This is a genomic window from Amycolatopsis japonica (genome assembly GCF_000732925.1).
GTDB lineage: Bacteria > Actinomycetota > Actinomycetes > Mycobacteriales > Pseudonocardiaceae > Amycolatopsis > Amycolatopsis japonica.
Genome location: NZ_CP008953.1, coordinates 7,326,017 through 7,341,164 on the forward strand (window position 1 = coordinate 7,326,017; position 15,148 = coordinate 7,341,164).

Consider the following 15,148-nt stretch of genomic DNA (forward strand, 5'->3'; position numbering starts at 1 on the left):
CTACAGTACGGCGCTCACGTCCCGGGCGGCGGCACGAAGTCCGTCGTGCGCCGCCCGGGTCGACCGCGGGTCGAGGGCGTTGGCCGCCAGGCGGAAGAGGACGGCCCGCAGCAGAAGCTGCGGCCATTCGGGCAGATGCGCCCAGCGTTCGAGAAGATCGATGGTGGCGCCGCCCCAGGCCAGCGCGTCGACCGCGACGATCGCGGCGCCCCATTCACCCGGCCGGTAGTACGGCACGAAATCGACGATGCCGGGCGCCGCGTCGCCGTCGAACAGCACGCCGGCGAGCAGCTCCCCGTGGACGACCTGGTCGGGCAGTTTGACCGGTCTTCGGGACCCCGCCAGTACCTCGAACCAGCGGCCGCCCTTGTTCTCGTCGAGGGACATGTCCGCCTCGCCCCAGGCGAGTTTGTCGGCCAGCGCCTCGAGATCGGTGCGCCGTCCCAGGAAATCCGGCCGGGGCAGACCGGCCGTCGCGCGATGCAGTTTGACCGCCGCGTGCACGACCTCGTCGTACCGGTGCTCGGCCGTGCCGGACACGAACCGGTTCGCCGACCAGCCGCCGACCACCCAACGGCCGTCACTGGACCGGACCGGTTTCGCGACCCGCAGACCCGGCTCGTCGACGGCTTCCAGCGCACGTGCCGTCCACAGGGTCCGGGACTTGTCCACGACCGGCTTGAGCACGAGATCGTTGTAGCGCCAGGAATCGGTGCCGGGCATCGGTTCCGCGTCACCGGTACGTCCGCCGAACGCCGAACAGACGTGTTCCGGAGGGCTCTGAAGGGTGGCACGCACGGCTCGGCACGTTACCCCGTCTTACGTGCCACGAACGAGAAGACGCGCTGGTCTTGAGTAGCGATACTCATGACACGATCGCTTCTGACCTGCCATTCTTCGACCGTGATCCCCCGAACGGCGCAGCGCCGCCTTACCGACGGGCAACTCACCGCCCTCGCGCTCGGTTCACTGTGGCTGCTCGGCACGCTGGGCGCGGTCACCATGGGCCTGTTGCTCCCGCTCGCCGCGTTCCTGCACGTCCCGTGGATCGCGCTGCCGGTTCCGCTCGCGTCGATCGGGATGGTCTACGTCGTCGGTCTCGCGGCGCCAGAGGCTTTTCCGGCCGTCGCGAAGCCTTGGCCGCGGCTGGCGTGGGCTTCCGTGGCCGGGATCTCCGGCGTTTTCGGCGCGATCTTCGTGCTGGAGGTGGCGGAGGCGTTCGATCCCTGGTTCGCGTTGCCGTTCTTCGGCGTGCCGGTGCTGCTCGTCGCGGGTCTGTTCGCGCAGGGGCCGGGCGTCCGGGCGGGCGCGGGAGTCCTTTTGGTCGCGTTGGTCGCGGGCGGGATCGCCGTGCCCGCGTCGCTGCCTTCGGACACCGCCACCCGGCGGCTCGCCGCGACCGGCGTCCCGCACGACCGCACCCTCGCCGCGGACCTCGGCCCTCATCGGCTCCCGACCAAGACGACCGAAGACTCCGGGTCGCTGATCGTCGAGTACGCGCCTCAGCTGTGGATCTCGCCCGTCTGGACCTTCGCGACCGACGTCGTCGAGAGCTGCGAGACAGCGGTGAAGACCGCTTGGCGCCTCGGAAACGCGACGTGCACCCCGGTCGGCGACGGCGAGTTCGTGCGGCGCGACGCCGAGCGGATCGAGTTCGTCCAGCGACGTGGCGCGCTGTCGGTGCACGTCGCGGGCAACCACAACTGGAAACCCGACGAGCTGCGGGAACTGGCCGGGAAGACCCATCCGCTGACCGACGCCGAGATCATCGCCGCCGTGCCCAAGTCGCGGGGCGGGAACCGGACCGATGTCTTGGCGGGGTTCACGGTCTTCGTGCGGGCGATCTTCACCGGCCGGTCGATCGGCTACTGACGCTCGGGGGAGCAAGGGACCTTTGCTACCACCCGGCAGCGCGGTCGCCTGGGCAGGTTCAGCGGTCCATGAAGGCCCCCTTGAGAGACCCAGAGTCCGTGAAGGCCTCCTTCACTACCTTCAGGGTAGGCAAGGAGGCCTTCACGGGCGAAACGTCAGTAGGTCGGCAGGCTCTGGTCGATCTGCCGCGCCCAGGCCAGCACGCCGCCACCGAGGTGGGTCGCGTCCTTGAACCCGGCCTTGTGCAGCGCCGCCAGCGCCTCCGCCGAACGCGCGCCCGACTTGCAGTGCAGCACGATCGGCTTGTCCTGCGGCAGTTCCGACAGCGCCTCGCCCGAAAGGATCTTGTCCTTCGGGATCAGCGTCGCGCCCTTGATGTTCACGATCTCGTACTCGTGCGGCTCGCGGACGTCGATGAGGGCGAAGTTGTCGCCGTTGTCGAACTTGGCCTTGAGCTCCGCCGGAGTGATCGTGCTTCCCGAAGCTGCCGAAGCGGCTTCGTCCGACACGACGCCACAGAACGCTTCGTAGTCGATGAGCTCGGTGATCTTCGGGGTCTCCGGATCCTTGCGGATCTTGACCTCGCGGTACTTCATCTCGAGCGCGTCGTAGCTGACGAGCCTGCCCAGCAGCGGCTCACCGATACCGGTGATCAGCTTGATCGCCTCGTTCACCATGATCGAGCCGATCGACGCGCACAGCACGCCCAGCACGCCACCCTCGGCGCACGACGGCACCATGCCGGGCGGCGGCGGCTCGGGGTAGAGGTCGCGGTAGTTGAGGCCCTTGCCGTTCGGCGCGTCCTCCCAGAACACGCTCGCCTGGCCCTCGAACCGGTAGATCGAGCCCCACACGTAGGGCTTGCCGGTGAGCACGGCGGCGTCGTTCACCAGGTACCGCGTCGCGAAGTTGTCGGTGCCGTCGAGGATCAGGTCGTACTGCTCGAACAGTTCGAGCGCGTTCGACGACTCGAGCCGGTCGGTGTGCAGGTGCACCTTCACGAACGGATTGATCTCGGCGATCGTCTCCTGCGCCGACGCGGCCTTGAGCTTGCCGATGTCGGACTGTCCGTGGATGACCTGGCGGTGCAGATTCGATTCGTCGACCTCGTCGAAGTCGACGATGCCGAGCGTGCCGACCCCGGCCGCGGCCAGGTACAGCAGCGCCGGGCTGCCGAGGCCACCGGCACCGATGACCAGCACCTTGGCGTTCTTCAGCCGTTTCTGCCCGGTCACCCCGACGTCCGGGATGATCAGGTGACGGCTGTACCGGGCCACCTCGTCCTTGGTGAGCTCGGCGGCCGGCTCTACGAGCGGCGGCAGCGTGCCTGACATCGGGTCCTCCATCTCGCGTGGATCGCGGGTCGCATCCCAGTATCTACAACACGAAGAGACGGAAACGCCTTCCCCTGTTTCACATCCTGGGATTTCCCAGCAGGCGAGACGGCCTGGACTTAGGGTGCCTGATTCGGCCAGGAGCCCGGCTTGCAGACCTTGCCGTCCGCGGGCACCTTGCCGCGGTCACCGCCGGGGAGATTGTTCAGCTGCGCCACGAAGTCGTTGGAGACGCCGAACGTCTGCTGCATCATCACCGGCGCGATCCCGCCGTTCTCCTTGCAGCCCTGGTGCTTTCCGCCGAGGGCATGCCCGACCTCGTGATTGATGGCGTACTGCCGATACCCGGTCATGTCGCTCTCGAACGCCATCGCACCCCGCACCCAGCGGGCGAGGTTGATCACCACGCGCTTGTCGAAGCTCGCGCGATAGCACGAGGTCTCGTAAGTGATCTGGAACATGCAGACGTCCGCGCGATGCGTCGTGTTCGGTGTGGTGAGACTCACCCGGAAGCTGGGGTTCGGGAAACTCGCGTCGACGCGCTGAAGCGCCTTCCTGCCGTCCCACGTCCAGCTCTTGGGATTGGACAGGGTGGCCTCCACCATCGTGGCGAAGCTGTCGTCACCGCCGTAGCTGGCCTGATCGATGCCGTCCTCGACCTCGACGGTGTACGTGTACAGCTGCCCCGTCCCGACCTTGTCCCCCTTGCCCGGCACCACGTGATAGGTGCCCTTGCCGGACTCGGTGAAGGGGCCGCCCTTCGGCAGGTCCGCGGTCGGGATCTTGAGGTCGATCGGTTTGGCCGGGTTCTCGGGAAGGACGTCGCCGCCCCCGTCCACACCCGCGCCCGGCTCGCCGCCGTTGCCGGCGGATCCGTCGGCACCGTCGGCCGCGGCCGAAGTCGTCCCGTCGGAGGCGATCGGCTCGGCCGGGCCGGTGGCGGTGTTGAACACGACCAGCGCGGTGATCACCACGAGGATCGGCAGCGCGTACACACGCCAGCCGTAGGTCTTGGCGAACTGGCCGATGCCGCCCTTGCCCTTGCGTTTGGCGGCCTTGGCCTTGGCGGCGCCGGTCTCGTGCGGCTTCCAGGACGCGCTGAGCGGCTGGGCGCTGGTCCGGCGGCCGCCGGGACGGTAGCGGTCCTCGTCGAGCCGCTGCGACGGCGGCGGCGTCGGCCGGTACTGGCCCGTGCGCGGCACGTCGGAAGACCGGGGCTGGGCGCGCGGCGGACGGCGGGCGGATGCGGAGTACTGAGACCGCCGACCCTCGCCCTGCGCGCCTTGCTTTACCCGATCCACGCGCACCAGGGTGCCATAACCGAACTGTGATGTTGTGAGCGACCGGCGCTTCGCACGGCGTGTCCTACCCACCCGAATGGGCTACCAGGTGCCCGATTCGACCGATTCCCACATCCCCAAAACGGCCTTCGCTACGACATTCGGGCGTTCCATCTGCGCCACGTGGCCGGTTCGGGGCAGAACGAGCAACCGCGCGTGCGGAAGTAGCCGAGCGGTGCGCTCGGCGCGCCGGACGGAGATCACCCGGTCGTGCTGCCCCCATACGACGAGCGTCGGCGCGTCGACGCTCGGTGCGACCGCCCACAGCGACGCGGGACCGCGCGCGGACCACGTCCGGAAGATGCCGAACGTGCTGCGAGCCAGCGCGGGGGCGGCCCAGGCGAACCCGGCGCGGGCGCTGTGCTCCTCTTCGAGCTCGTCCAGCCTGCTCTCGGCGAAGCGGCTCGGGTCGGCGAAGCACAGCTTGATGACCTGCATGGCTCGTTCGCGCGGACCGAGCGCGGCGAGCTGACGGCGTACGGCCCGGCCGATCAGCGGCAGGTACGCGAACGCCATCCGTGGGTCGGACAGCCGCTTCATGCTGGGGCGGAGGTCCGGCATGGCGGGCGAGATCAGCGTCAGCGTCTTCACCAGCTCCGGGCGGCGGGCCGCGACGAGCAGCGCGACGGCGCCGCCCATCGAGTTGCCGAACAGGTGCACCGGCCCCGCTTCGAGGCTCTCGATGTGGCCCGCCACGACCTCGGCATGCGCGTCGAGGCTGAAGTCGAAGTCGTCGGGCGGCTCCGAATAGCCGAAACCCGGCAAATCGACCGAGGTGCCTGCGGCTTGGGGCGACAAGAGGGCGGCCAGGTCGGTCCAGTTCGTGGACGATCCGCCGAGACCGTGGACGTAGACGGCCGTCTCGGGACCGCCCGGTGTCCGGCGGATGTGCAATTTCACCCCGCCGACACCTATTGTTTCCCCGGGCCAAGGGGGCGGCGCCGGGTCCAGCGACGGCAATGACCTGCGCGACAGCGGCACATGGGTCAGCGGAGAGCGGCCCCCGGCGGCACGGGAAACTGAAGAAGACACAGCATCAAGGATGCCCGACCCTTGGCGGTCCGGCCGTACCGGCGAGTAATCTCGAGCTCACTTCACGCGGCGGTGACCCCGCCCCGCGGAGCCCGCGGCTACTGGAGGAACGATGACAGAAATGGCGCGACTGCAGGCCCGAGGTGTCCGCCTGCCCCGAACGGAACGCCGCGCCCAGCTGCTGGCCGCCGCGCAGCGGGTGTTCGCCGCGAACGGATACCACGCCGCCGCGATGGACGAGATCGCCGAAGAGGCCGGAGTCAGCAAGCCGGTCCTCTACCAGCACTTCCCCGGCAAGCTCGACCTCTACATCGCGCTGCTGGAGAGCCACGTCGACGAACTGGTGCGGCGGGTCAAGGACGCGCTCGACTCCACGTCGGACAACAAGCAGCGCGTGCCGGCGACCGTCGGCGCGTTCTTCGACTTCGTGAACAACGACGCCGGCGCGTTCCGCATGGTCTTCGAGTCCGACCTGCGCGGCGAGCCCGCCGTCCAGGAGGCGGTGGACCGGGCGACGTCGGCCAGCGTCGACGCGATCACCGAGACCATCACCGCCGACGCGGGCCTCGACGAGGACAAGGCCCGGCTGCTCGCCGTCGGCCTCGTGGGCCTCTCGCAGGTCAGCGCGCGCTTCTGGCTGGCGCACCACAAGTCGATGAGCCGCGAAGAGGCCGTCGCGCTCACCGCCAACCTCGCCTGGCGAGGCATCGGCGGTGGCTTCCCGCTCCAGCATTGACCCCCGCGTTTCGTCCTCTGAATGCGGTCCTTGCGCGTGCAACGACCGCATCCAGAGGACGAATTGCGTCAGGTCACTGGGGCAGGAGCTTCTTCAGGCGGTCGGCGGCGGCCTGGGCGTCGGCGACGACCTTCGCGGTGTCGATACCGACAACGCGGCCTTCGCGCTTGAGGGCGCGCCCGTCGACGAACACCCATGAGACGTTCGCGGGCTGGGTGTTGAAGACCAGCTGATTCACCCAGTCCACCTTCGGCGCGAAGTTGACCGCTTGGGCGTCGACCAGCTGGAGATCCGCTCGCTTGCCCGGCGTCAGCGACCCGATCTCCTTGTCCATCCCGAGCGCCTCCGCACCGCCGAGGGTCGCCATGCGCAGGACGTCCGTCGTGGTCGGGTAGACCGCCGGATCCGTCGTGGTCGCCCGCTGGAGACCGACGGCCGCGCGCATCACGTTGAACATGTCGCTCGTGTCGTTGGTGCCGCCGTCGAGGCCGAGCCCGACCTTCATGTTCCGCTTCTTCATCTCCGGCAGCCGGATGACGCCCGACGCGAGCCGCATGTTCGACAGCGGGTTGTGCGCCACGCCGACCCCGGCGGCCGCGAGTTCGTCGAGATCGGCGTCGGTGGTCTGGATGACGTGGTTCGCCACCAGCCCGGAGTGCAGCGCGTTCGCGCGCCGGAGCGCGTCCATCTGCCCCGCGGTCAGATCGGCCTTCGATTCGAGCAGGTGCACGTTCAAGGAGACGCCGAGCTCGCGCGCGAGCTTCTCCGAGGCTTCGACGCTCGGGAAGTTCCCCGTGGACGGATGCGTGCCGATCTGCAGGCGTGCCAACGGGTTCGGATCGATGACCTCGCGCTTCACGCGGCGGATCTCGTTCTGCAGCGCGGGATCGGTGGTGCCGTTGTAGGAGTAGAGGAACCGCAGCTTCGACTCGCCGAGCGCGCGGAGACCGCCCTTGGCGAAGTCGGTGTTGAACGCGTGCGACCAGTCGGTGACCGTGGTGATCCCGGTCGAGACGACGTCGGCCGCGGCGAGTTTCGTACCCGCGTACGCGTCCGCGTCGGTCACGGGGGCGCGGTACAGCGGGATGACGCATTTGCCGAGCCAGCCGATGAGTTCCTTGTCGGCCGCGCAACCGCGGATGAGCGACTGCCACAGGTGGTTGTGCAGGTCGACGAAGCCGGGCAGCACGATCTTGCCCCGGCCGTCGACGACTCTCGCGGTGCCGGCGTCGAGGTCCTTGCCGACCTGCTTGATCTTGGTGCCTTCCAGTACGACGTCGGCGTCGGCGAGGGCGCCGAGCGGTCCTTCGCCGAGGCTGGGATCCATCGTGAGCACCATCGAAGCGTCACGGATGACGACCCGGCCTGCGCCGGTGAATTCCGCGTCGCCGGCTTCGGTGGTCTCGCCACCCAGGTCGGTGAGCAGAGCCGCTCCGAGGACGACGGCGATGGTGAGGCTGAAAACGGACAGGATCGATCTGTTTCGTTTCATCGTTTCAACTCCCCAGTCGAGAAGATCACGCTAGCTCACCTGACGCGGACGCCCCGCAGAATCACCGCGACGGGATGCTCCAGCCGTGCCAGATCTTCGCGCGGATCGTCCGCGTAGACGACGGCGTCGGCGGGCGCGCCCGGGACCAGTCCGGGCAACCCCAGGTATTCGCGCGCGGCCCACGAACCCGCGGCGAGGGCCTCGTGCGGTCGCAGCCCCGCTTCCGCGAGGGCGCGGATCTCGACGCCGACGCGGCCATGCGGCCGGGAGTCGGTCCCGGCGAGGATCTTCACCCCGGCTTCGGCCGCCGCCGCGATCAGCCTCGGATGCGCCTCCGCCCCACCGACGAACCACCGTTTCCGGGGACTGTCCTCGCGGTTCCGCCCTCGCCCCAGCGCCGCCTGGAACACTGAAAGCGTCGGGGTGAGCGCGGTGCCGCGAGCCGCCATGTCCGGCAGGAGGCCGGGGTCGAGCCACATCCCGTGCTCGACGGAATCGACTCCCGCGGCGACCGCCGCTTCACCGCCGGCGGCGTGCTGCGAGTGCACGGCGAGCCGCCCGCCCACCGCGTGCACCGCCTCGACGACGGCGGTCATGACGTCGGACGGCACGGCTTCGTCCCCGACCTGCCAATCGGCGATGATCTTGGCCCAGCCGGTGCGTTTCGCCTGCGCCGCGGCCAATCCAGGGAGCTCCGCGTGCGTGGCGCGGCGGCCCCAGCCGTCGAAGAACTGGCCGTGCTGGGCGATCCACGGCCCGGCGTGCACCGCGCGGGACACGCCGGGTTCGGCGCCGAACCACTCGGGCGGCTCACCGGGCAGCCCCGGCGAACGGATCATCGTGACCCCGGCGTCGACGTGCCGGTGCAGATCGGCGCGCAGGATCTCCTCGTCCATCGGGTCGCCGGGCTCCTCGGCGCCGGGATGCGTGTGGGCGTCGACGAGGCCCGGCAAGAGCCAGCCCTCGGCGACCAGATCCGCTCCCGGGACCGGATCGGTGGTCCATCGATCGCCGTCGGCGTAGAGATCGACGTACTCGCCGTCGGGAAGCGCACGGCCCCGGATTCTGACGATCACAATGCCCCCTTGCTCTCGTGTCGAGCCCGTTTTCGGCTATGAATCAAGTGACCGCGTTGCCGATCCGCGAGGAGTCACCATGCCGCATATCGCGCTCGACGAGAACCTTCCCGGCATCATCGCCTTGTTCGCGTACCGGCCGGAGACGGCGGCGCCGCTCGGGCAACTCGCCGATGTCCTGCTTCGCGGCCCGAGCAGCCTCAGCGTGGGCGAGCGCGAACTGATCGGCGCCGTCGTCTCGCGCGGCAACGACTGCACGTTCTGTTCACGCAGCCATGCCGCCGTCGCCGCCGAAGCACTCGAAGGCGGCATGCCGGTCGTAGAGGCGGCGTGGAAGGACGTCGACGGCGCCCCCGTCTCGGCCAAGATGAAGGCGCTCCTGCATATCGCGGTCGCCGTTCGCGAAAGCGGGAAGTCGGTGGGCGAAGACCTGATCGAGACCGCCCGCGCGGAGGGCGCGACGGACGTCGAAATCCACGACACGGTCCTGATCGCGGCCGCGTTCTGCATGTTCAACCGCTATGTCGACGGGCTGGCCACGCTCGCCGTCGACGATCAGGACGCCTACCAGGCGGTGGGCGTCCGTCTCCTGGCGAACGGCTACACGAACCTCTGAAAGGGAGCAAGGGACCTTTGCTACCACCCGCGCCGGCCACACGTCGCGAACGCCACTTTCGCGACGTCTGATGTCCCGAAAGTGGCTTTCGCGACACCTCGAACACCTCGCCCGAGGCCCTGACCTGCAGAAAGGGAGCAAGGGACCTTTGCTACCACCTGTCTCAATGTCGAGAGAAGTGGTAGCAAAGGTCCCTTGCTCCTCTTTCAGACCCTCGCGGCGCGGCGGACGAGTGCCGCGATGCGGTCCGAAACCTCCTGAGCCCGTTCCTGCGGAAGCATGTGCCCAGCCCCCGGGTAGCGCACGAACTCGGCCTCCGGCAGCTCGTCGGCGATGACCTTGGCGTGCGGTGGCGGACAGAGCCGGTCCCGCTCCCCCGCCAGCACGATCACCGGCTTGCCCTGCAGCGCGGCCAGCGTGACCCGGCAGTCGTGCCGCGAGATCGCGTCCTGGAATCCCGCGACACTCGCCGGATGCGCGCACAGCAACTGCTCGGCGACCGAGTCGACGTCGGCCCGCTGAGGCCGCCGCCCGAAGACGAGCAGCCGCGCACCGGGCCGCACCACCGACAGCGGCAGCGGCAAGGCGTCCCGGCGGTTCTTCGCGAGCAGCTTCGCGAGCCTCCGTTCGAACCTCGCCGCGCCGCTGCCCGCGATCCCCGGCAGGCCGAGGGTGATCCGGTCCATCTCACCGGACGACGTGGCGACGAACGCGACCCCTGCGACGCGCCGGGCCACGAGATCGGGGTGCCTGCGGGACAGTTCCATGATCGTCATACCGCCCATGGAATGTCCGGCGAGCACGATCGGCCCGTTCGGGACGCGGTCCCCGATCAGCTCGGCGAGGTCGTCGGCGAGGGTCGCGATCGTGGCCGTCCCCGGTTTCGCCGGCGCGGAACCGCCGTGACCGCGCAGGTCGTAGCGCAGGGTCCGAACGGAGTCGCCGAGCCGCGCCACCACGCCGTCCCAGGTCCGATGGTCCTGCGTCCAGCCGTGCACGAGCACCAGCGTGAGCTCGGAGTCGGCGGGCCCGCTCGTCTCGACGTGCAGGGCGGTGCCGTCACCGGTCACGAACCGATGTTGCCGCGACGGGTCCCACGAGACGGCGTCGCGCTGCTTGACGCTCCTCATCGCTTCCCCGGCAGCAGGAAGGACTTGCGCCAGAAGTACATGCCCGGTTTGCCGACCAGGCCGGATTCCTGCAGGAACGGCATGATCTTCTCGCCTGCCCATTGGATGCTTTCGCGCCAGTTGGGGTTGTTCAGCGCGGCCTCGACGCCGTCACGCGGACGGATGCCGACGGCCTTGTAGACGTTCGGATTGATGAAAGCCCGGGTCACGAAATACGAAACGAGCGCGATGATGAACTGCTGATAGACGATTTCCTTCTTCGACAGTTTCGCCATCCCGCGAGTCACCTCTTCGCGGGCGAAGGTGACGTGCCGGGCTTCTTCGAGCACGTGGATCCGGTTGACCATGCGCACCAGCGGCTGGATGTCCGGGTCGTTCATCTGCTCGCGCTGAAGCCGGTCGAGTACCTCTTCGGCGACCAGGATCGCGCCGTAGCGCGCGGGGCCGTAGCTGATCGCCGGCATCAGTTTCGCCAGCCGCCGCAACCACGGCACCGGCCCGTAGGACGGGCAGCCGATCCGCGAAGCCATCCGCGCGAACATCGTCGAGTGACGGCATTCGTCCGCGATCTCGGTCAACGCGTACTGGGCGTGCGAACTGGTCGGATCCTCTTCGTAGACCTCCTTGAGCAGCATCTGCATCAGGAGGATTTCGAACCACAGGCCGGTCGTGGCGACGCTCGCGACCTCGTGCTTGCCGAGTTCGATGCGCTGCTCTTCCGACAGCGAGTCCCACAATTTCGTGCCGTAGAGCGAAGAACGGTGTGCCGGGATGAAGCGCTTCCCGTCGACGAGCGGGGCGGTCCAGTCGATGTCGACGTCGGGATCGTAGAACTTGTTCGCGGAGGACTTGAGCAGCCGCTCGGCCGTCTTCTCCCGGTCTGTTTCCTTCAGCGCCCGCGTCATTGCCGACACACCCCTATCTGTAACTCGTGGTAACAGTTACCTCTGGTAGCATGACTGGGGTGATCGAACGTGTCAAGCGCAACAGCAAGCAGTCGAGCAAGCACCCCACGGCGGGTGAGGCCGACACGGGCGACGCCCGTCGCGACCGCTGGCGCAAGCACCGGATCGCGCGCCGCGCGGAGTTCGTCGAGGCCGCCCTTCGCGCGCTCGACACGCACGGCCCGGACCTCGGCATGGAGGACGTCGCCGCCGAAGCGGGCGTCACGAAACCCGTGCTGTACCGGCACTTCGACGACAAGGCGGATCTGTACGTCGCGCTCGGGCAGCGCGGCACGGAGATCCTCTTCCAGCGGCTGATCCCGGCCATCAACTCCGAGCTCGCCCCGGTCCCCCGGATCCGGATGGCGCTCGACTCCTTCTTCAGCGTCATCGAGGAGCACCCGAACCTGTACCGCCTGCTCGCGCGCGGCGGCCTCCAGGAGAAGGTGGTCGTCAAATCCGACGTCGTCGCCGAAGACAAGGAACTGATCGCCACCGCGCTGACCGCGCTGCTCGGCGACTACATGCGGATGTTCAACATGGACTCCGGCGCCGCCGAACCGTGGGCGCACGGCATCGTCGGGATGGTGCAGAGCACCGGCGAATGGTGGCTGGACCGGCGCTCGATGGGCCGCGACAGCGTCGTCGAGTACCTGACGCAGATCATCTGGGCCGCGATCGACGGCCTCTCCCGGCAGCAGGGCATCGTCATCGACCCGAACCTGCCGCTCGAAGAGAACAAGGTCGTCCAAATGCGGAAGGAATCGGAGGCACAGTGAGCGAGCACGACGAAGACGGTTACGCCGGCGAAGCGGTCCTCGTGATCGACGGGACCGAGATCGCGACCACGGTGGACCTGCGGGGCTACTTCCAGCCCATCGACGGGTACTACCGCTGGTACGGCCGCGTCGCCACCAACGAACAGGTGTCCGCGGCCGCCGGCGGCAAGAAGACCGCCGTCGAGATCCGCGCGGGCGAGTACAGCGCGAAGGGCGAGCTCTCCGACCCGGACCCGTGGGACCGCTACCGCATCATGGGCACCAGCACGCCGCCCTTCCACGTGCCGACCAGCCTCGAAGAACTGAACGAACTCAACGCCTGACCAGGCGGAAGTACATAAAGGCCCCCTTCCTTGCGTCTAGCGCAAGGAAGGGGGCCTTCATGTACTTTCCGTGAGCGCGGGGAGCAAGGGACCTTTGCTACCACTTCGCAGGTCAGCCCCGCCGTTGAGCGGGCACCCGAGCACCGGGCACCAGATACTTCGGCCAGCTCGACAGCTTGTTCATCGTCCATTCCAGCGGTCCGCGCCCGATGAACTTCCGCCACAGCACCGCGGCGGTCAGCGCCACCACCGAGAACTCGACGAAGTGCAGCACGCTGAAGATCGAATCGCCGTCGCTCTCGTCCCACAGCAGCGCGATCGCCACGAAATGCAGTACGTACGCGCTCAGCACCCGCCCGCCCAGATCCGAAAGCGGCCACAGCACGCGCTCGAACTTCGGCATCAGCAGCTGGCAGCCGCCGATCACCGCCGCCGCGATCCCGATCGAGATCAGCAGGTCGAACGGCGTGTACGAGGTCCCCGTCGGCAGCAGCTCCCAGGCCCAGCTGGTGGTCGGCGGCGTGCCGTGGATCCAGGTCTGGTGCAGCCGCAGGAATTCCGGCGGCGTCATCCCCATCTGCGCGGCGGCCGGTTCCAGCGAGCGGTAGATCGCCTGCATGCCACCGAGCGGCCCGGTCGCGAGCCAAGAAACGAAGTATCCGCCCACCGCGAGCGCCGAACCACCGAAGAACAGCCGTCGGCACACGCCGCGCGAGGTCAGGTCCATCCGCCCGATCGCCATCCCGGCGAACACGTACGCCATCAGCGTCAACGCGGGGAAGGTGCCGGTCAGGACGAGGACGGTCGCGGCCTTCAGCAGCCCGGTCGAGGTGACGTCGTCCGCGGTCAGGTCCGGCGCGAAGAACAGCAGGTCACGGGGAAGCAGCTGCGCCCTGATCACATGTGAGAGCAGCGGGCCCACCACGGCGACGGTGGCCGCCGCGATCGCCAGCGTCTTCGCGCCCGCGCGCAGCCACGGGATCGCGAAGAGGAAACAAGCCCCGTAGTAGGCCAGGATCACCATGTAGCCGGTTTCGAGGCTGGTCAGCCACAGCCCCAGCACCACCAGGAGCGGGGCGCGGGTCGCCAGTTTCAGCGCGACACGGGTCCGGTCGCGGCCCTCTTTGGGACGGCGTCCGCCGGACATCAGCGCGATCGAGACCCCGGCCAGCACCGCGAACAGCGCGGCGGAATGGCCTTCGAACGGTTTGAACAGCACCCCGACGCCGCCTTTGGCCGGATCGGGGCCGACATGCACCGCGTACATGCCGAGTACGGCCAGGCCGCGGGCGACGTCGATACCGGTCAGCCGCCCTACGGCCCGTTTGCCTTGTTCGGGAACAGTGCGCACGCCGTCGACCAGCGCGCGGTCCATCACAGTGACGCCGTCCACCTCATTTCTCGGCTAGCCCCCTGCCGTCCCCGCCTTAGCGTGACGATCAAATCTGAGAGCTGGCTGAGACGCGGCGGTGACGCCACTGTGACATCCGACTACAACCCGATCGGGTTAGCCACCAACAGCGAAGCCGACCTTGCGAACATCCGACGGCGCGATCTCGACGTAGGCGATCCGGTCGGTGGGCACGATGTACTTACGGCCCTTTTCGTCGTCGAGGCGGAAGATCCCGTCGCCGGCCCTCAAGGCGTTCGCGACCAGTTCCTCGACCTCGTCGGGCGACTGGCTGCTGGACACCACGAGCTCCCGCGGCGTGTCCTTGATGCCGATCTTGACCTCCACGTGGGACCTCCGCTTGAAAGTTCGAAATTTACTGGTGCGCCAAGGCTAGCCGAAGTGACCTCAGCCGAGGCCCAGCACCTGCATGCGCTTGGTGTGCCCCTGCTGCAACCGGCGGAACAGCGCGGCGATTCCCGAAAGGTCACCAGAGCCCTCGACGATCAGCTCGGCGAGCCCGTCCCGCTCGGCCACGACGTACTGGGCCTGCGTCAACGCCTCGCCCAGCAGACGGCGGCCCCACAGTGCGAGCTTGTCGCGCGCCTTCGGATCGGCCTCGATACCGGCCGCGACTTCGCGCTCGGCGAACGCGGAATGGCCCGTGTCGGCGAGCACGGTGAGCACCAGGTCCTTGGTCTCGGGGTCGAGCCAGCTGGCCATCTCGCGGTAGAGGTCCGCGGCGAGCCCGTCGCCGACGTAGGCCTTCACCAGGGACTCGAGCCAGGAACGCGGCGCGGTGGAGGCGTGCCAGGCGTCGATGTGCCCGACGAAGGGCCGCATCGCGTCCTCGATCGCGACGCCGTGCCCCCCGAGATGCTTGGCGAGCAGGTCGTAGTGCCCGATCTCGGCGGCCGCCATCGACGCCAGCGCGGCCCGGCCGGACAGCGTCGGCGCGGTGCGCGCGTCCTCGGCCATGCGATCGAATGCGGACAATTCCCCATAGGCGAGTACGCCGAGCAAATCGACTACGCCTTCACTGATCTGCTTTGCCTCGGTCACGGCGGAAAGGGTATCGCCGAAC

General features: G+C 68.5%; 16 protein-coding genes. 5 read left to right on the forward strand and 11 right to left on the reverse strand.

The genetic code is table 11. From position 1 onward, the window contains the following. The gene (locus tag AJAP_RS33595) at positions 1–798 is read right to left on the reverse strand and encodes a TIGR02569 family protein (protein ID WP_038518996.1); all 798 of its coding nucleotides are present in this window, start codon (positions 796–798) and stop codon (positions 1–3) included. 105 nt (positions 799–903) lie between these two features. Between AJAP_RS33595 and AJAP_RS33600 the strand changes: the two genes are divergently transcribed. Continuing rightward, a complete protein-coding gene (locus AJAP_RS33600; protein WP_228694710.1) occupies positions 904–1,872 on the forward strand; it encodes a hypothetical protein in 969 nt (322 codons plus the stop codon). A 155-nt stretch (positions 1,873–2,027) separates the two neighbouring features. Here AJAP_RS33600 and moeZ read toward each other — a convergent pair whose 3' ends face one another. From moeZ to AJAP_RS33615, 3 genes are all read right to left on the reverse strand, one after another. Then, entirely contained in the window at positions 2,028–3,206 is a 1,179-nt protein-coding gene (gene moeZ, locus AJAP_RS33605; protein WP_038519000.1) for an adenylyltransferase/sulfurtransferase MoeZ, read from the reverse strand. 119 nt (positions 3,207–3,325) lie between these two features. Beyond that, positions 3,326–4,507, reverse strand: a complete 1,182-nt coding sequence (locus AJAP_RS33610; RefSeq protein WP_038519003.1) for a DUF3152 domain-containing protein — start codon at positions 4,505–4,507, stop codon at positions 3,326–3,328. 81 nt (positions 4,508–4,588) lie between these two features. Beyond that, complete coding sequence (locus AJAP_RS33615; RefSeq protein WP_038519004.1) at positions 4,589–5,446, reverse strand: alpha/beta fold hydrolase; 858 nt, start codon at positions 5,444–5,446, stop codon at positions 4,589–4,591. 244 nt (positions 5,447–5,690) lie between these two features. Here AJAP_RS33615 and AJAP_RS33620 point away from each other — a divergent pair, with 244 nt between their 5' ends. Continuing rightward, positions 5,691–6,314, forward strand: a complete 624-nt coding sequence (locus AJAP_RS33620; RefSeq protein ID WP_037332079.1) for a TetR/AcrR family transcriptional regulator — start codon at positions 5,691–5,693, stop codon at positions 6,312–6,314. Positions 6,315–6,387: 73 nt separating this feature from the next. Here the strand turns inward: AJAP_RS33620 and AJAP_RS33625 are convergent, their stop codons facing one another. Both AJAP_RS33625 and AJAP_RS33630 read right to left on the reverse strand, forming a co-directional pair. After that, positions 6,388–7,806 carry an amidohydrolase family protein gene (locus AJAP_RS33625; RefSeq protein ID WP_038519007.1) on the reverse strand — a complete coding sequence of 473 codons (1,419 nt, stop codon included), beginning with the start codon at positions 7,804–7,806 and terminating at the stop codon, positions 6,388–6,390. A gap of 35 nt (positions 7,807–7,841) precedes the next feature. Continuing rightward, the gene (locus tag AJAP_RS33630; protein ID WP_038519010.1) at positions 7,842–8,882 is read right to left on the reverse strand and encodes an amidohydrolase family protein; all 1,041 of its coding nucleotides are present in this window, start codon (positions 8,880–8,882) and stop codon (positions 7,842–7,844) included. A 79-nt stretch (positions 8,883–8,961) separates the two neighbouring features. On the opposite strand from AJAP_RS33630, the gene AJAP_RS33635 reads away from it, so the two are divergent. Continuing rightward, complete coding sequence (locus AJAP_RS33635; RefSeq protein ID WP_038519011.1) at positions 8,962–9,498, forward strand: carboxymuconolactone decarboxylase family protein; 537 nt, start codon at positions 8,962–8,964, stop codon at positions 9,496–9,498. Between the two features lie 206 nt (positions 9,499–9,704). Here AJAP_RS33635 and AJAP_RS33640 read toward each other — a convergent pair whose 3' ends face one another. Continuing rightward, entirely contained in the window at positions 9,705–10,628 is a 924-nt protein-coding gene (locus AJAP_RS33640; RefSeq protein WP_038519013.1) for an alpha/beta fold hydrolase, read from the reverse strand. Next, positions 10,625–11,533 (reverse strand): AurF N-oxygenase family protein, encoded by a 909-nt coding sequence (locus AJAP_RS33645; RefSeq protein ID WP_037332087.1) that lies wholly within the window; start codon positions 11,531–11,533, stop codon positions 10,625–10,627. Before AJAP_RS33645 ends, AJAP_RS33640 begins: the two co-directional genes overlap by 4 nt. A 50-nt stretch (positions 11,534–11,583) precedes the next feature. Here AJAP_RS33645 and AJAP_RS33650 point away from each other — a divergent pair, with 50 nt between their 5' ends. Both AJAP_RS33650 and AJAP_RS33655 read left to right on the forward strand, forming a co-directional pair. Next, entirely contained in the window at positions 11,584–12,351 is a 768-nt protein-coding gene (locus tag AJAP_RS33650; protein ID WP_038519016.1) for a TetR/AcrR family transcriptional regulator, read from the forward strand. After that, a complete protein-coding gene (locus AJAP_RS33655; RefSeq protein WP_016331491.1) occupies positions 12,348–12,674 on the forward strand; it encodes a DUF4873 domain-containing protein in 327 nt (108 codons plus the stop codon). The genes AJAP_RS33650 and AJAP_RS33655 overlap by 4 nt, the downstream gene beginning before the upstream one ends. Before the next feature lie 112 nt (positions 12,675–12,786). Here AJAP_RS33655 and AJAP_RS33660 read toward each other — a convergent pair whose 3' ends face one another. From AJAP_RS33660 to AJAP_RS33670, 3 genes are all read right to left on the reverse strand, one after another. Further along, positions 12,787–14,067 (reverse strand): heparan-alpha-glucosaminide N-acetyltransferase domain-containing protein, encoded by a 1,281-nt coding sequence (locus AJAP_RS33660; protein ID WP_038519019.1) that lies wholly within the window; start codon positions 14,065–14,067, stop codon positions 12,787–12,789. A gap of 114 nt (positions 14,068–14,181) precedes the next feature. Continuing rightward, positions 14,182–14,412 (reverse strand): DUF3107 domain-containing protein, encoded by a 231-nt coding sequence (locus tag AJAP_RS33665; protein ID WP_005167610.1) that lies wholly within the window; start codon positions 14,410–14,412, stop codon positions 14,182–14,184. A gap of 60 nt (positions 14,413–14,472) precedes the next feature. After that, entirely contained in the window at positions 14,473–15,126 is a 654-nt protein-coding gene (locus AJAP_RS33670) for a ferritin-like fold-containing protein (RefSeq protein WP_037335764.1), read from the reverse strand. Between the last annotated feature and the right edge of the window lie 22 nt (positions 15,127–15,148).

Bases quoted from the DNA above. Each gene is read 5' to 3' on its own strand.
- AJAP_RS33645 (WP_037332087.1), bottom strand. From the start codon at position 11,533: ATGACGCGGGCGCTGAAGGAAACAGACCGGGAGAAGACGGCCGAGCGG.
- moeZ (WP_038519000.1), bottom strand. From the start codon at position 3,206: ATGTCAGGCACGCTGCCGCCGCTCGTAGAGCCGGCCGCCGAGCTCACC.
- AJAP_RS33625 (WP_038519007.1), bottom strand. From the start codon at position 7,806: ATGAAACGAAACAGATCGATCCTGTCCGTTTTCAGCCTCACCATCGCC.
- AJAP_RS33620 (WP_037332079.1), top strand. From the start codon at position 5,691: ATGACAGAAATGGCGCGACTGCAGGCCCGAGGTGTCCGCCTGCCCCGA.
- AJAP_RS33650 (WP_038519016.1), top strand. From the start codon at position 11,584: ATGACTGGGGTGATCGAACGTGTCAAGCGCAACAGCAAGCAGTCGAGC.
- AJAP_RS33640 (WP_038519013.1), bottom strand. From the start codon at position 10,628: ATGAGGAGCGTCAAGCAGCGCGACGCCGTCTCGTGGGACCCGTCGCGG.
- AJAP_RS33635 (WP_038519011.1), top strand. From the start codon at position 8,962: ATGCCGCATATCGCGCTCGACGAGAACCTTCCCGGCATCATCGCCTTG.